Origin of the sequence: Streptococcus sp. HMSC072C09, from assembly GCF_001813105.1 — a bacterium.
In the GTDB taxonomy this organism is placed as follows: Bacteria; Bacillota; Bacilli; order Lactobacillales; family Streptococcaceae; genus Streptococcus.
Genome location: NZ_KV811500.1, coordinates 94,130 through 111,101 on the forward strand (window position 1 = coordinate 94,130; position 16,972 = coordinate 111,101).

The following is a 16,972-nucleotide window of genomic DNA, read 5'->3' on the forward strand; positions in this document are numbered from 1 at the left end:
TGGGAGTTCTTTTTCTATTTTCTTCTTTTTGGATCGGTTTGTTTAAAGATCAGGTATAAAATTCCGGCAGGCAAGAAGCAGAAGAGCCACATAACATCTAGTCCCTTGCTTTTACTGCTAGAGGTCGTCGTTTTAGACTCACTTACGGCCACGCCCGGTTTAATGCTTGGAGATACCTGTTGCAAGCCGTTTTGGACGACTAGGCGGTTATTTTCGAGTTTTAGCGCTGGCTTCGTCCCCTTCTTAACAGTCGCATAGAAGTCTTGCTTCAAGTGAATTGTCTTCCCGTCGATGGTATGATCGCCTGCAGAAAGGATTTTTTTATACTGGTAGTCTGCGAACATTTTCTCAGCCAAGGTATTCCCGATTTGATTGCGGTAACTTTCGGCGATCTCGACATCGTAGTTTCCAACCCCCAAAATGACTTCGATAATCCGCTGTTTACCCCGCTTGGTTGTCGCGGTGTAGTTGTAGTCAGCAGTCGGGCTGGATCCAGTTTTGAGTCCATCTGTTCCTTTAAGGGCGAATTTTCCACCTTCGAGGGAAGTATTGTAGTTATCGTAGCTTTGCTCGTAGGGTGTTCCTTCCATGATCGTAGTGTGAGCTTGCTTGGTGTATTCCAACATTTCTGGCAGGTCGTTTACGATGTGATAAGCCAGAATAGACATGTCCCGCGCTGTGATTTCGTTATTCGCATTGACATCGTAGCGCTGAGGATTGTAGTAGCCCTGAAGGACTGAAATCATTGCCCCATTTGGATTGTGCCATTTGGTATGGCTCATCCCCATTTCTTGTGCGTACTGATTCATTAAGTCCAAAAACTTATCGGGATCATTGTCAGTGACGGCGTTGGCGAGCATAATCACGGCCGCACTGGAAGATGGAACAAAGAGCATCTTGATCAATTCAGATACTTTGTAGTCAACACCAGCTACAATAGGTGAGTTACTTAAAAGATTGTTTTCCGAGATGGCTTGGTCTGCCTCTGTTGCTGTGACCACGGTATCGTACTTGATCTTGCCTTCCTTGAGGGCCCGAAAGACCACATAGGCACTCATGAGCTTGGCCATGCTTCCTGAGTCCCGGACCGTGTCGATATTGTCTCCGTACAATATAGCTCCAGTATTGGCGTCGATGACGATGTCAGCCTTAGGCTTGTAAAAATCGTCCAATACCAGTCCAGCATCAGCTGCGATTTTCATGACATCTTCTTGCTGGTAGATGTCGTCCGCAAAGGCAGTGGAAATAGGGCCTAATGTCAAGACTCCTACAAGGAGGGACAAGAGGCTGTGTTTTAGTCGTTTGTGTAAATGTCTCCCATAATTCATAGATTCCATTATATCATACAGGCCAGAGATTCAACTTGAAAAAATTCTAGAAAAAGTAGAAATTGAAAAAATAAAGAAAAAATAGAATAATTTCGCAGTAAAAGCGTTTACATTTCCCTAGAAAGTGCTATAATTTAAATTGAGTATAACATTTTTTACAATGAGGTGATTTATATGAACAAAGGGAAGGTACTCTTAGCTACCAGCGCTCTGCTTTTATCAGCTGGTGTACTGGCAGCCTGCTCAGGAGGAAAATCTGGAAGTTCCGGCGGACAGACGTTTAGCTATGTCTATACCCAGGATCCAGATACACTCGACTATTCGATTTCCAATAAAAAATCGACTTCCGAGTTTACAGGAAATGCGGTAGATGGCTTATTGGAAGTAGACAAGTATGGGAACTTAATCCCATCACTTGCTAAAGACTGGACTGTTTCCAAGGACGGCTTGACTTATACTTATAAACTCCGCAAAGGGGTCAAATGGATGACTGCTGAAGGGGAAGAATATGGAGGAGAGGTTAAGGCCCAAGACTTTGTGACAGGTCTCAAGCACGCAGCAGATAAGAAATCACAAGCGATTTACTTGGTCCAAAAATCTGTCAAAGGCTTGGATGACTATGTTTCAGGGAAAACATCTGATTTCTCAACCGTTGGTGTGAAAGCGATTGACGATTACACGGTTCAATATACCTTGAGCCAGCCAGAAAGCTTCTGGAATTCCAAGACTACGATGGGGATCCTGATGCCAGTCAATGAAGAATTCCTGAAATCTAAAGGGGATGACTATGGTCAAGGAACTTCTCCGTCTAGTATCCTTTACTGCGGTCCTTATTTGATCAAATCCATTACTTCGAAATCTTCTGCGATATTAGAAAAAAATCCAACCTACTGGGATGCGGAAAATGTCAAGATCAGTAAAGTCAAACTGACCTATTATGATGGTCAAGACTCCGAGTCTCTGATCCGTGGATTTGATAACGGTGACTATACAGTTGCCCGTGTTTTCCCAAATGGTTCCAACTATAAGAGTGTAGAGAAGAAGCATAAGGACGACATCGTCTATACTGACCAAGGTTCCTCAACCTATAACCTTTCCTTCAACATTGACCGTCAGGCCTATGAAATCACAAAGAAGACCACGGATGCTCAAAAGGCCTCTACCAAGAAAGCAATCTTGAACAAGGACTTCCGTCAAGCTATTATGTTTGCCTTCAACCGCAAGGCTTATGTAGCGCAAACTAACGGGGAAGCGGGTGCCAATAAGGTGATCCGTAATACCTTTACGCCACCAAACTTTGTCCAAATCGATGGCAAACAATTTGGTGATGCAGTAGAAAAAGACTTAGAAGCTTATGGGGATGAATGGAAAGGGGTCTCTGTCGCAGATGGAAAAGACACCCTCTACAATCCAAGCAAGGCCAAAGAAGAGTTTGCCAAAGCTAAGGCAGACTTGCAGGCTCAAGGAGTTGAATTCCCAATTCATTTAGACCTTCCAACTTCTTCGACTTATACGGAAGGAATCAAACAAGCCCAATCCTTCAAACAGTCGATTGAATCTACATTGGGAGCAGAAAATATTGTCATCGATCTGAATATGGTTTCTGAGGATGATCTTCAACGAGTGACTTACTTTGCTGAAAATGCTTCCCAACAAGACTGGGATCTAAACAATAACTTGGGCTGGGGACCAGACTATACGGACCCATCTTCTTACATCGACATCACCAGTGGTAAATCTGGTGAAAATGCCAATTCTTACTTTGGATTCGATGCTGGTACGGATAATGCGGCGGCAAAAGCAGCTGGCTTTGATGAGTACAATCAATTAATTGAAGACGCTCAAAAAGAAACCACAGATGTGAACAAGCGTTACGAAAAATACGCTGCCGCTCAAGCTTGGTTGACCGATAGTGCCCTCTTGATTCCGATCCATTCAGATGGAGCTTCTCCAGTCGTTCGTAAGACTGTGCCATACTCTGCAGCCTTTGCTTGGACAGGCCACAAGGGTCAATCCTTCAACTATAAGTATTTAGAAGTTCAAGACAAGGTCGTATCGGCTAAAGACTACGACAAAGCGCGTGATCAATGGAAGAAAGAAAAAGAAAAATCCAATAAAAAAGCGCAAGAAGAACTTGAAAAGCATGTGAAATAGACTTTTCTTGAAGAAAACAGGAGAGACAGGTCCCGTATGGGACCTGTCTTTTTCTTTGTCTGAACCTTTAAAAATCGCCTAAAAATGGTATAATAGGAGCATCACGAAAATTGGAGAGACGCTATGAGTTTTTACAATCATAAAGAAATCGAGCCTAAGTGGCAAAAATACTGGGCTGACCATCACACCTTTAAGACAGGAACAGATGCTTCAAAACCTAAGTTTTATGCATTGGACATGTTCCCTTATCCATCTGGAGCGGGTCTTCACGTAGGACACCCAGAAGGCTACACAGCAACAGATATCCTTAGCCGTTTCAAACGCGCCCAAGGCTACAACGTCCTTCACCCAATGGGCTGGGATGCTTTTGGTTTGCCTGCAGAGCAATATGCGATGGATACAGGGAATGACCCAGCGGAATTCACAGCAGAAAACATTGCCAACTTCAAACGTCAAATCAATGCGCTTGGCTTCTCTTACGACTGGGACCGTGAAGTCAATACGACAGATCCGAACTACTACAAGTGGACTCAATGGATTTTCACTAAGCTTTACGAAAAAGGCTTAGCTTATGAAGCGGAAGTGCCAGTCAACTGGGTTGAAGAATTGGGTACAGCTATTGCCAACGAAGAAGTTCTTCCAGATGGAACATCTGAGCGTGGGGGCTATCCAGTTGTCCGCAAACCAATGCGCCAATGGATGCTCAAAATTACTGCCTATGCAGAGCGCTTGCTGGCTGACTTGGATGACCTTGACTGGCCAGAGTCTATCAAGGACATGCAACGCAACTGGATTGGTAAATCAACTGGTGCCAATGTCACCTTCAAAGTAAAAGGGACTGACAAGGAATTCACAGTCTTTACGACTCGTCCAGATACTCTTTTCGGTGCGACCTTCACTGTTTTGGCGCCTGAACATGAACTAGTAGATGACATCACGACACCTGAACAAGCTGAAGTTGTAGCGGACTACAAACACCAAGCTAGCCTTAAATCAGACTTAGCTCGTACTGACCTTGCCAAGGAAAAAACAGGGGTTTGGACTGGTGCTTATGCCATCAACCCTGTCAATGGTAAAGAAATCCCAATCTGGATTGCCGACTATGTTCTTTCTAGTTATGGAACAGGTGCCGTTATGGCCGTACCTGCCCACGATGAGCGTGACTGGGAATTTGCTAACCAGTTTGGTCTTCCAATCGTAGAAGTGCTGGAAGGTGGCAATGTTGAAGAAGCTGCCTATACTGAAGATGGACTTCACGTCAACTCTGACTTCCTAGATGGACTTAACAAAGAAGAAGCGATTGCTAAAATCGTGTCTTGGCTAGAAGAAAAAGGCTTTGGTCAAGAAAAGGTTACCTACCGTCTCCGCGACTGGCTCTTTAGCCGTCAACGTTACTGGGGTGAACCAATCCCAATCATTCATTGGGAAGATGGAACTTCAACAGCTGTTCCAGAAAGTGAACTCCCACTTGTCTTGCCAGTAACCAAGGACATTCGCCCTTCAGGTACTGGTGAAAGCCCATTGGCTAACTTGACAGACTGGCTGGAAGTCACCCGCGAAGATGGTGTCAAAGGTCGTCGTGAGACGAATACGATGCCACAATGGGCTGGTTCAAGCTGGTACTACCTCCGCTATATCGATCCACACAACACTGAGAAATTGGCTGACGAGGACCTCCTCAAACAATGGTTGCCAGTCGATATCTACGTAGGTGGTGCAGAACACGCTGTTCTTCACTTGCTTTACGCTCGTTTCTGGCATAAATTCCTCTATGACCTTGGTGTTGTACCGACTAAAGAGCCATTCCAAAAACTCTTTAACCAAGGAATGATCTTGGGAACTAGCTACCGTGACCACCGTGGAGCTCTTGTAGCGACTGACAAGGTTGAAAAACGTGATGGTTCCTTCTTCCATGTGGAAACAGGAGAAGAGTTGGAGCAAGCACCAGCTAAGATGTCTAAATCCCTCAAGAATGTGGTCAACCCAGACGATGTGGTGGAACAATACGGTGCCGATACCCTTCGTGTCTATGAAATGTTCATGGGACCACTTGACGCTTCGATCGCTTGGTCTGAAGAAGGATTGGAAGGAAGCCGTAAATTCCTCGACCGTGTTTACCGTTTGATTACAAGTAAAGAAATCGTTGCGGAAAACAATGGCGCTCTAGACAAGGTTTACAACGAAACTGTTAAAGCTGTTACAGAGCAAATCGAGTCTATGAAGTTCAACACAGCTATTGCCCAACTCATGGTCTTTGTCAATGCTGCCAACAAGGAAGACAAACTTTATGTAGACTACGCCAAAGGCTTTATCCAATTGATTGCCCCATTTGCGCCTCACTTAGCAGAAGAACTCTGGCAAACAGTCGCAGCAACCGGTGAGTCAATCTCTTACGTAGCTTGGCCAACATGGGACGAAAGCAAATTGATTGAAGACGAAATCGAAATCGTCGTTCAAATCAAAGGAAAAGTCCGTGCTAAACTCATGGTCGCAAAAGACCTGTCACGCGAAGAATTGCAAGAAGTCGCTCTAGCTGACGACAAAGTCAAGGCAGAGATTGATGGCAAAGAAATCGTGAAAGTAATTGCGGTACCGAACAAGCTTGTAAATATTGTTGTGAAATAAAAATGAATCCTTCAGAGTTCAGCTCTGGAGGATTTTTGACTCTTCTTGACAAGAAATTGGTATTTTGTTAATATGGTTAACAAAAAGAAGGAAACCATGAATAAGAAAGAACTGCATAAGTTTAATAATCGTTTTAACAGCTTTGCTTTAGCTTTTGAACAGTTGAAAAAAGCTCAGCATAGGAACAGTATTGATAAATCAATCACTATTAATGAAGTCCATTTGATCGACCTGATAGGCCGCAATCAGCCTGTGAATCTAGTGAAATTATCTGAGTTACTTGAAGTGTCTAGGAGTGCCATTACTCAGAGTGTTAGACGTTTAACCAAGAAAGACCTCGTTGCTTTTGAATTTGCACCGGATAATGAAAAAAATAAATATCTGATATTATCCAAAAAAGGGGTTGAAGTTTTTAACATTCATAAAGAGCAGCAAGAACATATTGAGACAGCCATTTTTTCAGTTTTAAAAAACTATAATGAGGAGGATCTTCAAATGATTATGAAATTGATGGATGATGTTGAACAGGTTTGGCAAGAATTACCGTGGTAAAAATCACGGTAATTTTATGACTATATTGTTAATTGTATTAACAAAAAGAGGAAGATATGAATATACAAATTGAACTGATCTCAGAGTATGATTTAGCAGACGCATCTTTTAATATTGTCATCGATGGCTTAAAACCAAGAGAAACATATCGAGTCGAAATGTTTCTATCTGATTATTATTGTATCAATGCTCCCATGCTTTTAACTCATGATGTTTTATGGAGATCAACAGGGACTTTTGTATCAGATAAGAATGGTATTATTGATATTTCACAAACTCCATCTTGTTCTGGCTCTTATGAAGGCATTTCAACAATGGGACTATTTTTTAATGCCAAGCCCTTGACCAATCAGAGAAAGAAACTTCCAAACTCTCTTTCTGAAATTCCCATATTAGATCATTTTTTTGTGGATATCAAAATTATGCAAGGAAATACTGTCATTGCAGAGAGAACTTTCACAAGACATTACATGAGTTCGCAAATTAGTCATCAAGATATTTACGGGGAACATTTTCAAGGGAGACTTTTTTATGATCAAAAGGCAATAAAAACACCAGCATTGATTATTGTGAGCGGCAGTGAAGGAAGGATTGAAAAGGCACAGAATATAGCTCAGCTTCTATCTTCTAGAGGTTATATTTGCCTAGCAGTTGCCTACTTTGGTTTAGAGGGGTTGCCAAAATATTTGGAACGTATTCCTTTAGAGTGCCTTGTGGAAGCAAAGGATTATCTACGTCAGCATCCTCAAGTAGATAGTGAAAGAATTGGAATCTATGGACGGTCTAAGGGAGCAGAATTAGTTTTAGCTGAGGAGAGCCTTTTTAATGACGTTCAATGTTTGGTACTAAATTCACCCTCTGATGTGGTATATGAAGGGATAAAAGGGAAATGGAACTCTCACACTTCTTCTTGGACAAATTTGAAAAAAGAACTTCCCTATCAAAAGTTTCGACTTGGAGATTATCTGTTCAGCAAACTTTTTAGAAAAAGCTTCCCTAAAGATCGTTCTGCTAAGATAGATATCGGTCAAATGCATTCACCAATCTTATTGCTCGGAAGTACTGTTGATGAAATATGGGATGCCTCGTCAGCAATTGATGATATTGTCTCAGATTATAAAGGACGCCACATTACATTTAAAAAATATCATGAAACAGGTCACATGTTGACAGTGGCTTATCAACCAAATCACCGTTATCGAAAAGATTGGCGTTTATTGATGAGAGAGAGTAAGGATTTTTGGCTAGCTACGATTCATTTTTTTGATAGGCATTTGAAGAAGAAATAAAAATAGATTATAAATATGCTATAATAGTTCCAACTAAGATAAAAACACAGTTCTGGTTGGTAGTCCAGACGTAGGCAAGCCTATCAGTAACCTTCCTCCTTGGTTGTCCATTCTTAGGGATAGATTTAAGGAGGTGCTGTCGTGGAAACAATTTCAATTGGATTGACAGTTTATTTTGAAGATGGATTTTGGCATGGTTTGTTCGAACAAGTGTATCGAGAAACTTATCAAGTTTGTCGTGTGACATTTGGTAAGGAGCCAAAAGATGATGAAATTCTAGAGATTTTACAGACTCAGTTTACTCAATTATCTTTTAGTCCAGAAACTACAGTTAAGCAACATGTAAAAATCAAGAATCCTAAACGATTACAGCGAATGGTGAGGAAACAAGTAAAACAAAAAGTTTCTTCCAAGTCGAAAGAACTATTGCAGTTGCAGTATGAGGAAAGGAAAAAGATTTCAAAACATCAATCTAGTGTCCAAAAGCAATTGCTCAAACAAGAGAAATTTGAACGCAAACAGCAAAAACGAAGAGACAAGCATAAAGGACATTAACCCTTATCTCTTTCATCAAAAAAGCTTCGGTAGGAAGAACCCTACCGAGGCTTTTTAACAAATTTCATTCTGCATGATAGTGAAGAAATGTAAAACTCAGTGTCGTTCAAAAAGGAGTATAAATGTTGCTTTTCTTCCAAGGAAGATGGTGTAAAAGGATTAAAAAATCTGGTATTTTGAAGTTCCTCAAGGATTCTGTGGACATATTCTTAGATTTTTTATTTCGATATCGAAATAGTTGACAGATGTAACGAACGGTGATACAATGACTGTGATATTTCGGTATAGAAATAAAAAGGAGACAAAATGGACAAGATGCAAGGGGGCTACCAAGCTTTACAGATACGCTTGTTGAACGGGCGACTTTTTCAAAAACTCTTGAGCAAGGAACCAGATGCCCAATACCGAAGTGAACAGGGGAAAATTTTAACGATTTTGTGGAAGCAAGAGTTGGGGTGCGCTACTGCGACCGATATCGCTCTTGCGACGGGTCTAGCCAATAATACATTGACCAGCATGGTTAAGAAATTGGAAGAACAAGGCTTGGTTACGATTCAACCTTGTACGCAGGATAAAAGGAAAAAATATATTTCTTTGACAGACCTCGGTTGGGCACAAAAGGAAATTGGGGATCGTGTTAGTAAGGAACTGGGTGAGATTTTCTATCAAGGATTTTCGGATCAAGAAATCCGAGAATTTGAGGAGTATCAAGAGCGCATTATCTCAAATCTAAAAGCTAAAGAGAATGACATCTAAGGAAAGGAAGTAACAGTTATGATTGGTATTACAGGGGTAACAGGGAAATTAGGTTCTTATGTGGCTAATCTTGCCTATAAGAAGGGAATCGCTTCAGTCCATCTAGCACGAAGCCCAGAGCGTGCAAAGATCAATGCGTCAGCGGAAATTCGTAAAATAGTGTATGCCAATACACCAGAGGTGGTTGAGGCCTTAAAGGGTATTGATATCTTGTTGATGGTTTCTGCTCGGGAAAATCCAGAGCGTGTCAAGGAACACAAGGACTTTTTAGATGCTGCAAAGCTAGCAGGAGTAGAGCATATCGTCTATACCTCCTTTTATGGGGCAGATGAGAAGGCAACTTTCACCTTGTCTCGAGATCATGCCCAGACGGAAGCCTATATCAAGGAGTTAGGGTTCACCTACACTTTTTTGAGAGATAATTTTTACTTGGACTTCCTGATTGATATGGCGCTTGAAAATGGAGAGATTCGTGGTCCTGCAGGCAGTGGTCTTGTGTCAGCTGTTGCCCGTAAGGACACATCTAGGGTTGCAGCAGAAATTCTTTTAAATCCTAAGGAGTGGGAAAATCAAACCTTGAATCTGACAGGGCCAGAGGATCTTTCCATGGAAGAAATCGTAGCGCTTCTCTCAAAAGAGACCGGTGACACCATCGCGTATGTGGATGAAACAGTAGAAGAAGCTTATGAGTCACGGAAAAAATGGCCAGCACAAACTTGGGAGTACGATGCCTGGGTCAGCACCTATACAGCGATTAAAGCTGGGGAACAAGCTGGGGTTTCAACAGATATCGAAAAAATTCTAGGACATCCGGCAAGTAGCCTATTGGATACTCTTAGAGACAGAAAACTTATTGAGGAAGAATATGATTGAATATAAAAATGTAGCCTTGCGCTACACGGATAAGGACATTTTAAAAGATGTCAATCTCCGTATTGAAGCTGGAGAATTTATGGTCCTCGTAGGCCCTTCAGGATCTGGAAAAACCACCATGATCAAGATGATTAACCGTCTTTTGGAGCCAACTGATGGCAATATCTATATGGATGGAAAACGCATCAAGGACTATGATGAACGCGAATTACGTCTTTCTACTGGTTATGTGCTTCAAGCCATTGCTCTATTTCCTAATTTGACAGTTGCGGAAAATATCGCTCTCATTCCTGAGATGAAGGGCTGGGGCAAGGAGCGAGTGGCTTCCAAAACAGTCGAACTTTTAGAAAAAGTAGGCCTTCCAGCTTCTGATTACGCTGATCGCAAACCCCATGAGCTGTCTGGTGGGGAGCAACAACGGATTGGGATTGTGCGGGCTATCATTGCAGAGCCGAGAATCTTACTCATGGACGAACCTTTTTCAGCCTTGGATGCCATCTCTCGCAAGCAGTTGCAGGCTCTTACCAAAGAATTGCACAAAGAATTCGGTATGACCACTATTTTTGTGACCCATGACACAGACGAGGCCTTGAAATTAGGCGATCGGATTGCGGTGCTACAAGAAGGAGAAATTGTGCAGGTGGCAGATTCTGAGACCATTCTAGCCCAGCCAGCTAACGACTTTGTGGCAGATTTATTTGGAGGTGCTCACCATGTCTAAACTACTTGCAACCTTTCAAGAACGTTTTGGAGACTGGCTCACTGCACTGGGGCAACATTTGCAACTGTCATTACTGACCTTACTCCTTGCGATTTTTCTGGCTGTCCCTCTGGCTATTTATTTAAGTACACGCAAGAGAGCCAGCAACTGGGTTTTACAGGTGGCTGGGATCTTCCAGACCATTCCTTCCATGGCCCTTTTGGGGCTCTTCATTCCCATCATGGGAATTGGAACACTTCCGGCCTTGACAGCTCTCGTCATCTATGCCATTTTCCCCATCCTCCAAAATACCATCACCGGTTTGCAGGGGATTGACCCAAGTCTTGAAGAAGCGGGAATCGCCTTTGGGATGACCAAGTGGGAGCGACTCAAGAAGTTTGAGATTCCCTTGGCCATGCCCGTCATCATGTCTGGGATTCGGACAGCAGCTGTGATGATTATCGGGACGGCTACCCTAGCTGCCTTGATTGGAGCAGGGGGACTCGGTTCCTTTATCCTTCTAGGGATTGACCGCAATAATGCCAGTCTGATTTTAATCGGTGCCCTGTCTTCTGCCTTCTTGGCCATCGCCTTTAACCTTCTTCTCAAATGGATGGAAAAGGCCAAATTGCGGACCATCTTTGCGGCTTTTGCGGTAATGGTTATCGGATTGGGAGCTAGCTATACACCAAGTCTTCTTCCCAAACCGGAAAAAGAAAACCTGGTCATTGCTGGGAAGTTGGGTCCTGAACCGGAAATTCTAGCCAATATGTACAAGATTTTGATCGAAGAAAACACGGACATGACAGTGACTGTTAAACCAAATTTTGGAAAAACCACCTTCCTCTTTGAAGCTCTGAAAAAAGGGGATATTGCTATCTATCCAGAGTTTACAGGGACCGTGACCGAAAGTCTCCTCAAGCCGGCGCCGCAAGTCGGCCATGATCCAGAAGCAGTCTATCGAGCGGCTCGAGATGGGATCAAGAAACAAGACGACCTGGCCTTGCTCAAACCCATGGCTTATCAGAATACCTATGCTGTCGCGGTGCCTAAGAAAATTGCCCAAGAGTATGGCCTCAAGACCATTTCAGATTTGAAAAAGGTGGAAGGACAACTCAAGGCAGGCTTTACCTTGGAGTTTAATGACCGAGAGGACGGGAACAAGGGCTTGCAGAAGGTTTACGGACTCCATCTACAAGTCTCCACCATGGAGCCAGCCCTTCGCTACCAGGCGATCCAGTCCGGTGACATCCAGATCACAGATGCTTACTCAACGGATGCCGAGCTGGCTCGCTATGACCTGGTGGTCCTTGAAGATGATAAGCAACTCTTCCCACCTTATCAAGGGGCGCCCCTCATGAAAGAAGCTCTTCTTAAGAAACATCCAGAATTGGAAGGCATTCTAAACAAGTTAGCTGGTAAAATCACAGCAGAGCAAATGAGCCAGATGAACTACCAAGTCGGAGTAGAAGGCAAGTCAGCTAATCAAGTGGCACGTGACTTTTTGGTAAAAGAAAGGGTTATTAAAAATTAACAAATAATTCTCAAGTCTTCGCACTTGAGGATTTTTTAATAGAAAGCAATTTTAACCCTTTCAGCAAGCTTTTGTTATAGAGGGGGAGACCTTCTCTTAAAAAACTCTCCATTGAGTCTAGCTTAAAATTGTGTTACAATAAGCCTTGAAAACGAATGAAAGTATATGGAAACAAGTATGAAAATAAGACCAGTGATTGGAATTACAGGAAATGAAAGACCCTTCCCAGATGATCCAGACGCGAACATGAGTTATGCGGCGACTGGTTTTGTCGAAGCGGTCAAAGAGGCGGGAGGAATTCCCTTGATCTTGCCAATTGGAGATGCGGATATGGCCAAACACTACATGTCGCTGATTGATAAGCTCATCATTACTGGTGGTCAAAATGTCTTGCCCAAGTTTTATGGAGAAGAAATCACCATTGATAGCGATGACTACCTCTTAAAACGTGATCTTTTTGAGTTGGCCTTGATTGAGGAAGCGCGTGCGGCTAAAAAAGCTATCTTTACAGTCTGTCGTGGGACCCAACTCTACAATGTTGCATTGGGTGGAACGTTGCATCAAGATATTGAGGATCATTGGCAGGACAATCCAGGTCAGTACACCAGTCAAGAGCTGGTGACTAAGGATCAGACGGTTTTACAAGAGATCTATGGTAAGACCAGTCGCATCAATTCTTTCCATCATCAAAGTATTAAAGACTTGGCAGATGGCTTAGAAGTGATCGCGCGGGATCCTAAAGATGACATCATAGAAGCCGTTCAATCCACAGATGAGAGTCGTTTCCTCGGCGTTCAGTGGCATCCAGAACTACGTTTTGACAAGAGCCCAGCAGATCGTAAGCTCTTTGAATATGTCGTGAATGACTTATAATGAGGACCAGCTTCCTTAGGAATTTTTCCTAAGGGGCTTTTTCTTTAATCTGCGTAAGAAAGACTGTAAATTGTGCCTAGGTTTTGGAGGAGGATTCGCTACAATAGAGCTAGTAGAATGAGGAGGATTAGGACATGTATCAATTTCCAAAGGATTTTTTATGGGGGAGTTCGACCTCGGGCCCTCAAACAGAAGGGCGTTTCGCCCAGGATGGAAAAGGAGACAATCTCTGGGATTACTGGTATAGGATCGAGCCCAACCGCTTTTATCAAGGGCAAGGACCAGAGAAAACATCGACTTTTTATGAACACTGGGAAGAAGATCTGGACCTATTGTTAGAAACTGGGCACACCGCCTTTCGGACCTCTATCCAGTGGTCCCGTATTTTCCCAGAAGGACGAGGGGAGATCAATCAAGCAGGCGCTGATTTCTACCGTCGTGTCTTTGAAAAGATAAAGGAAAAAGGGATTCACCTCTTGGTCAACCTCTATCATTTTGATTTACCGATGGCTCTTCAAGAGCAAGGGGATGGTTGGGAAAATAAAGAAACCGCCTATGCTTACCAAGAATATACGCGTTTTTGTTTCAAGACCTATGGAGATCTGGTCGATCAGTGGATCACCTTTAATGAACCCATTGTCCCTGTGGAGTTTGGTTATTTTTATGATGCCCATTTTCCTCATAAGGTAGATGCAGCAGCAGCAGTAAAAGTAGCCTACCACACCCAGTTAGCAAGCTCTCTAGCAGTGAAGGCCTGTCACGAGGTGGATCCTAATTTCCGTATCGGAATTGTGCTCAATTTGACACCAGCCTATCCTCGGAGCCAGCATCCAGAAGATGTGAAAGCCGCGCGCATTGCCGAGCTCTTTCAAGCCAAATCCTTCTTAGATCCATCTGTTCTTGGTCATTATCCTGAAGAATTAGTGGAGATCCTACGAGAGCGTGATCTCTTACCGGATTATGATCCCTTTGAATTGCGCTTGATCGAGGAAAATACGGTGGATTACCTAGGAGTTAACTATTACCAACCACTCCGTGTGGCGGCTCCTCGTTATGCTCCAAATCCAGCATCTCCCCTACTCTTTGAACAATTTTATGAACCTTATGTTATGCCAGGCCGCAAGATCAATCCCCACCGTGGTTGGGAAATCTATGAGCAAGGTTTGTATGACATTGCCCAAAATATCAAGGAAAACTATGGCAATATCGAGTGGATCCTGACAGAAAATGGAATGGGGGTTGAAGGAGAGGAAAAATTCCGCAAGGACGGAGTGATCCAAGACGACTACCGGATTGACTTTGTCAAAGACCATCTTCGTGAGCTCCACCGGGCTATTCAAGATGGTGCCAACTGTAAAGGCTATTTGATCTGGACCTTTATTGACTGCTGGTCATGGCTCAATGGTTACAAGAACCGCTATGGTTTAGTTGAGTTGGACCTCGAAAGTCAAAAACGAACCCTCAAAAAATCCGGTCATTGGTTTAAAGAACTAAGCCAAGCCAATGGATTTGAGAAGTAGACAAACTGCTCTTTTATAAGAATCAATCAACTTCTATAAAAATAAAAAATTTTATTCGTTAGAGTTATTCAACAGTGAGAAAAATGCCTAAAATATTCAGTTTCAGGCACTTTTTTCACGGCAGAAAGTTTTTAAGATGATTTTTACTTCAATCTTAACTCTGACTTAACTAGACCAATTTTCTTGAATTTCCTAGTTGACAAACTGGAAGAAGCATTGTATACTGACTCTGCTGGTTGCTTTTTAGGTAAATTAGACTAGACCAATTTTAAAGTAACTGAGAAATCGACCATGGGTCGTTTGACTAAGTAAAGGGGAAAGTATAGCAAGGCTATATCGTAAAGACTATGTGCGGAATCGTTGGTGTTGTAGGAAATACAAATGCTACTGATATTTTGATTCAAGGACTTGAAAAACTCGAATACCGAGGCTATGACTCTGCGGGTGTTTTTCTGGCTAGTGAAGGCAAGAGCCAATTGGTAAAGGCAGTTGGCCGCATTGCAGAATTGTCAACTAAGGCAGAAGGTGTCGAAGGAACAGCTGGGATCGGACATACCCGCTGGGCCACTCACGGAAAACCAACTGAGGACAATGCTCACCCACACCGCTCTGAAACAGGTCGCTTTGTATTAGTCCACAATGGGGTCATTGAAAACTACCTTGAAATCAAGGAAGAATACCTAGCAGGTCACCATTTCAAGGGGCAAACAGATACAGAAATCGCAGCCCACTTGATCGGAAAATTTGCTGAAGAAGATGGCTTATCTACGCTTGAAGCCTTCAAAAAAGCCCTCCACATCATCCGTGGGGCCTATGCTTTTGCTTTGATGGATGCGGAAGATCCAAGCACCATCTATGTCGCAAAAAATAAATCACCACTCTTGATCGGTCTTGGCGATGGCTACAATATGGTCTGCTCTGATGCCATGGCCATGATTCGCGAAACCAACCAATACATGGAAATCCATGACCAAGAGTTGGTCATTGTCAAGGCTGACAGCGTTGAAGTGCAAGACTATGATGGAAACGTCAAAGAACGGGATAGCTACACGGCTGAACTCGACCTTTCTGATATTGGAAAAGGGACTTACCCATACTACATGCTTAAAGAAATCGATGAGCAACCAACTGTCATGCGTAAGTTGATCCAAGCCTATACAGATGAATCTGGTCAAGTAGTGGTAGACCCAGCTATTATCAAGGCTGTTCAAGAAGCAGACCGGATCTATATCCTTGCGGCTGGTACCTCTTACCATGCTGGATTTGCTTCTAAAAAAATGTTGGAAGAGTTGACGGATACCCCAGTAGAACTCGGTATTTCATCTGAGTGGGGGTATGGTATGCCGCTTCTCAGCAAGAAACCACTCTTCATCTTTATCAGCCAATCTGGTGAAACAGCCGATAGCCGCCAAGTATTGGTCAAAGCCAATGAAATGGGTATTCCAAGCTTGACAGTGACCAATGTTCCAGGTTCAACTCTTTCACGTGAAGCAGACATGACCATGTTGCTCCATGCTGGTCCTGAAATTGCGGTAGCTTCTACTAAGGCTTATACGGCTCAAATCGCGGCTCTTGCCTTTCTGGCTAAAGCTGTTGGGGAAGCCAATGGCAATGAGAAGGCCAAAGCCTTTGATTTGGTGCACGAATTGTCTATCGTTGCCCAATCGATCGAATCAACCCTTTCAGAAAAAGAAGTGATCGACGAAAAAGTCCGTGGCTTGTTGGAAACAACCCGCAATGCTTTCTATATCGGACGTGGACAAGATTACTATGTTGCCATGGAAGCCAGTCTGAAACTAAAAGAAATTTCTTACATCCAATGTGAAGGCTTCGCTGCGGGTGAGTTGAAACACGGTACCATCTCTCTGATCGAAGACGGTACACCGGTCATTGCCCTCTTGTCTGATCCAGTCCTAGCCAGCCACACACGTGGAAACATCCAAGAAGTGGCAGCACGTGGGGCTCATGTTTTAACCATTGCAGAAGAAAATGTCGCTAAAGAGACAGATGATTTGGTCTTGACAGCAGTTCACCCTTACCTCTCTCCAATCTCAATGGTGGTACCAACCCAATTGATTGCCTACTTTGCAACCCTTCATCGTGGGCTCGATGTTGATAAACCACGGAACCTTGCTAAGTCTGTAACCGTTGAATAAATTTGTTTATATAGAAAAAACATCCTCGTTAGGTTTTTCCTAGCGAGGATGTTTGCT

The 16,972-nt window shown here is 43.1% G+C and carries 13 protein-coding genes; 12 read left to right on the forward strand and 1 reads right to left on the reverse strand.

Going from position 1 to position 16,972, the window contains the following annotated elements:
• Nucleotides 1-14: 14 nt before the first annotated feature.
• Nucleotides 15-1,337, reverse strand: coding sequence for a DUF1958 domain-containing protein (locus tag HMPREF2893_RS04925; RefSeq protein WP_070674708.1), 1,323 nt, complete (start codon nucleotides 1,335-1,337; stop codon nucleotides 15-17).
• 165 nt (nucleotides 1,338-1,502) lie between these two features.
• On the opposite strand from HMPREF2893_RS04925, the gene HMPREF2893_RS04930 reads away from it, so the two are divergent.
• The 12 genes from HMPREF2893_RS04930 (at nucleotide 1,503) to glmS (ending at nucleotide 16,915) form a co-directional block, all read left to right on the forward strand.
• Nucleotides 1,503-3,482: a peptide ABC transporter substrate-binding protein gene (locus HMPREF2893_RS04930; RefSeq protein WP_070674711.1), complete on the forward strand. Its 1,980-nt coding sequence runs from the start codon at nucleotides 1,503-1,505 to the stop codon at nucleotides 3,480-3,482.
• A 123-nt stretch (nucleotides 3,483-3,605) separates the two neighbouring features.
• On the forward strand, nucleotides 3,606-6,107 hold the full coding sequence (leuS, locus tag HMPREF2893_RS04935; RefSeq protein WP_070674714.1) for a leucine--tRNA ligase: 2,502 nt from the start codon (nucleotides 3,606-3,608) through the stop codon (nucleotides 6,105-6,107).
• A gap of 96 nt (nucleotides 6,108-6,203) precedes the next feature.
• Nucleotides 6,204-6,659 (forward strand): MarR family winged helix-turn-helix transcriptional regulator, encoded by a 456-nt coding sequence (locus HMPREF2893_RS04940; protein ID WP_070674717.1) that lies wholly within the window; start codon nucleotides 6,204-6,206, stop codon nucleotides 6,657-6,659.
• 56 nt (nucleotides 6,660-6,715) lie between these two features.
• Nucleotides 6,716-7,948, forward strand: coding sequence for an acyl-CoA thioesterase/BAAT N-terminal domain-containing protein (locus HMPREF2893_RS11080; RefSeq protein ID WP_070674719.1), 1,233 nt, complete (start codon nucleotides 6,716-6,718; stop codon nucleotides 7,946-7,948).
• Between the two features lie 141 nt (nucleotides 7,949-8,089).
• Nucleotides 8,090-8,503 (forward strand): YjdF family protein, encoded by a 414-nt coding sequence (locus HMPREF2893_RS04950; RefSeq protein WP_070674722.1) that lies wholly within the window; start codon nucleotides 8,090-8,092, stop codon nucleotides 8,501-8,503.
• Between the two features lie 306 nt (nucleotides 8,504-8,809).
• Entirely contained in the window at nucleotides 8,810-9,259 is a 450-nt protein-coding gene (locus HMPREF2893_RS04955) for a MarR family winged helix-turn-helix transcriptional regulator (RefSeq protein WP_070674725.1), read from the forward strand.
• Between the two features lie 18 nt (nucleotides 9,260-9,277).
• Nucleotides 9,278-10,132 (forward strand): SDR family oxidoreductase, encoded by an 855-nt coding sequence (locus tag HMPREF2893_RS04960; RefSeq protein ID WP_070674728.1) that lies wholly within the window; start codon nucleotides 9,278-9,280, stop codon nucleotides 10,130-10,132.
• The gene (locus HMPREF2893_RS04965; protein ID WP_070674731.1) at nucleotides 10,125-10,853 is read left to right on the forward strand and encodes an ABC transporter ATP-binding protein; all 729 of its coding nucleotides are present in this window, start codon (nucleotides 10,125-10,127) and stop codon (nucleotides 10,851-10,853) included. The genes HMPREF2893_RS04960 and HMPREF2893_RS04965 overlap by 8 nt, the downstream gene beginning before the upstream one ends.
• The gene (locus HMPREF2893_RS04970) at nucleotides 10,846-12,366 is read left to right on the forward strand and encodes an ABC transporter permease/substrate-binding protein (protein WP_070674734.1); all 1,521 of its coding nucleotides are present in this window, start codon (nucleotides 10,846-10,848) and stop codon (nucleotides 12,364-12,366) included. The genes HMPREF2893_RS04965 and HMPREF2893_RS04970 overlap by 8 nt, the downstream gene beginning before the upstream one ends.
• 177 nt (nucleotides 12,367-12,543) lie before the next feature.
• A complete protein-coding gene (locus tag HMPREF2893_RS04975; protein ID WP_070674737.1) occupies nucleotides 12,544-13,239 on the forward strand; it encodes a gamma-glutamyl-gamma-aminobutyrate hydrolase family protein in 696 nt (231 codons plus the stop codon).
• 134 nt (nucleotides 13,240-13,373) lie between these two features.
• Nucleotides 13,374-14,759, forward strand: coding sequence for a glycoside hydrolase family 1 protein (locus HMPREF2893_RS04980; protein ID WP_070674740.1), 1,386 nt, complete (start codon nucleotides 13,374-13,376; stop codon nucleotides 14,757-14,759).
• Between the two features lie 347 nt (nucleotides 14,760-15,106).
• On the forward strand, nucleotides 15,107-16,915 hold the full coding sequence (glmS, locus tag HMPREF2893_RS04985) for a glutamine--fructose-6-phosphate transaminase (isomerizing) (protein WP_070674743.1): 1,809 nt from the start codon (nucleotides 15,107-15,109) through the stop codon (nucleotides 16,913-16,915).
• Nucleotides 16,916-16,972: the final 57 nt, after the last annotated feature.

Coding starts and splice junctions, on each gene's coding strand:
- HMPREF2893_RS11080 (WP_070674719.1), top strand. CDS start 6,716: ATGAATATACAAATTGAACTGATCTCAGAGTATGATTTAGCAGACGCA.
- HMPREF2893_RS04955 (WP_070674725.1), top strand. CDS start 8,810: ATGGACAAGATGCAAGGGGGCTACCAAGCTTTACAGATACGCTTGTTG.
- HMPREF2893_RS04925 (WP_070674708.1), bottom strand. CDS start 1,337: ATGGAATCTATGAATTATGGGAGACATTTACACAAACGACTAAAACAC.
- HMPREF2893_RS04940 (WP_070674717.1), top strand. CDS start 6,204: ATGAATAAGAAAGAACTGCATAAGTTTAATAATCGTTTTAACAGCTTT.
- HMPREF2893_RS04965 (WP_070674731.1), top strand. CDS start 10,125: ATGATTGAATATAAAAATGTAGCCTTGCGCTACACGGATAAGGACATT.
- HMPREF2893_RS04980 (WP_070674740.1), top strand. CDS start 13,374: ATGTATCAATTTCCAAAGGATTTTTTATGGGGGAGTTCGACCTCGGGC.
- HMPREF2893_RS04970 (WP_070674734.1), top strand. CDS start 10,846: ATGTCTAAACTACTTGCAACCTTTCAAGAACGTTTTGGAGACTGGCTC.
- leuS (WP_070674714.1), top strand. CDS start 3,606: ATGAGTTTTTACAATCATAAAGAAATCGAGCCTAAGTGGCAAAAATAC.
- glmS (WP_070674743.1), top strand. CDS start 15,107: ATGTGCGGAATCGTTGGTGTTGTAGGAAATACAAATGCTACTGATATT.
- HMPREF2893_RS04960 (WP_070674728.1), top strand. CDS start 9,278: ATGATTGGTATTACAGGGGTAACAGGGAAATTAGGTTCTTATGTGGCT.
- HMPREF2893_RS04975 (WP_070674737.1), top strand. CDS start 12,544: ATGAAAATAAGACCAGTGATTGGAATTACAGGAAATGAAAGACCCTTC.
- HMPREF2893_RS04930 (WP_070674711.1), top strand. CDS start 1,503: ATGAACAAAGGGAAGGTACTCTTAGCTACCAGCGCTCTGCTTTTATCA.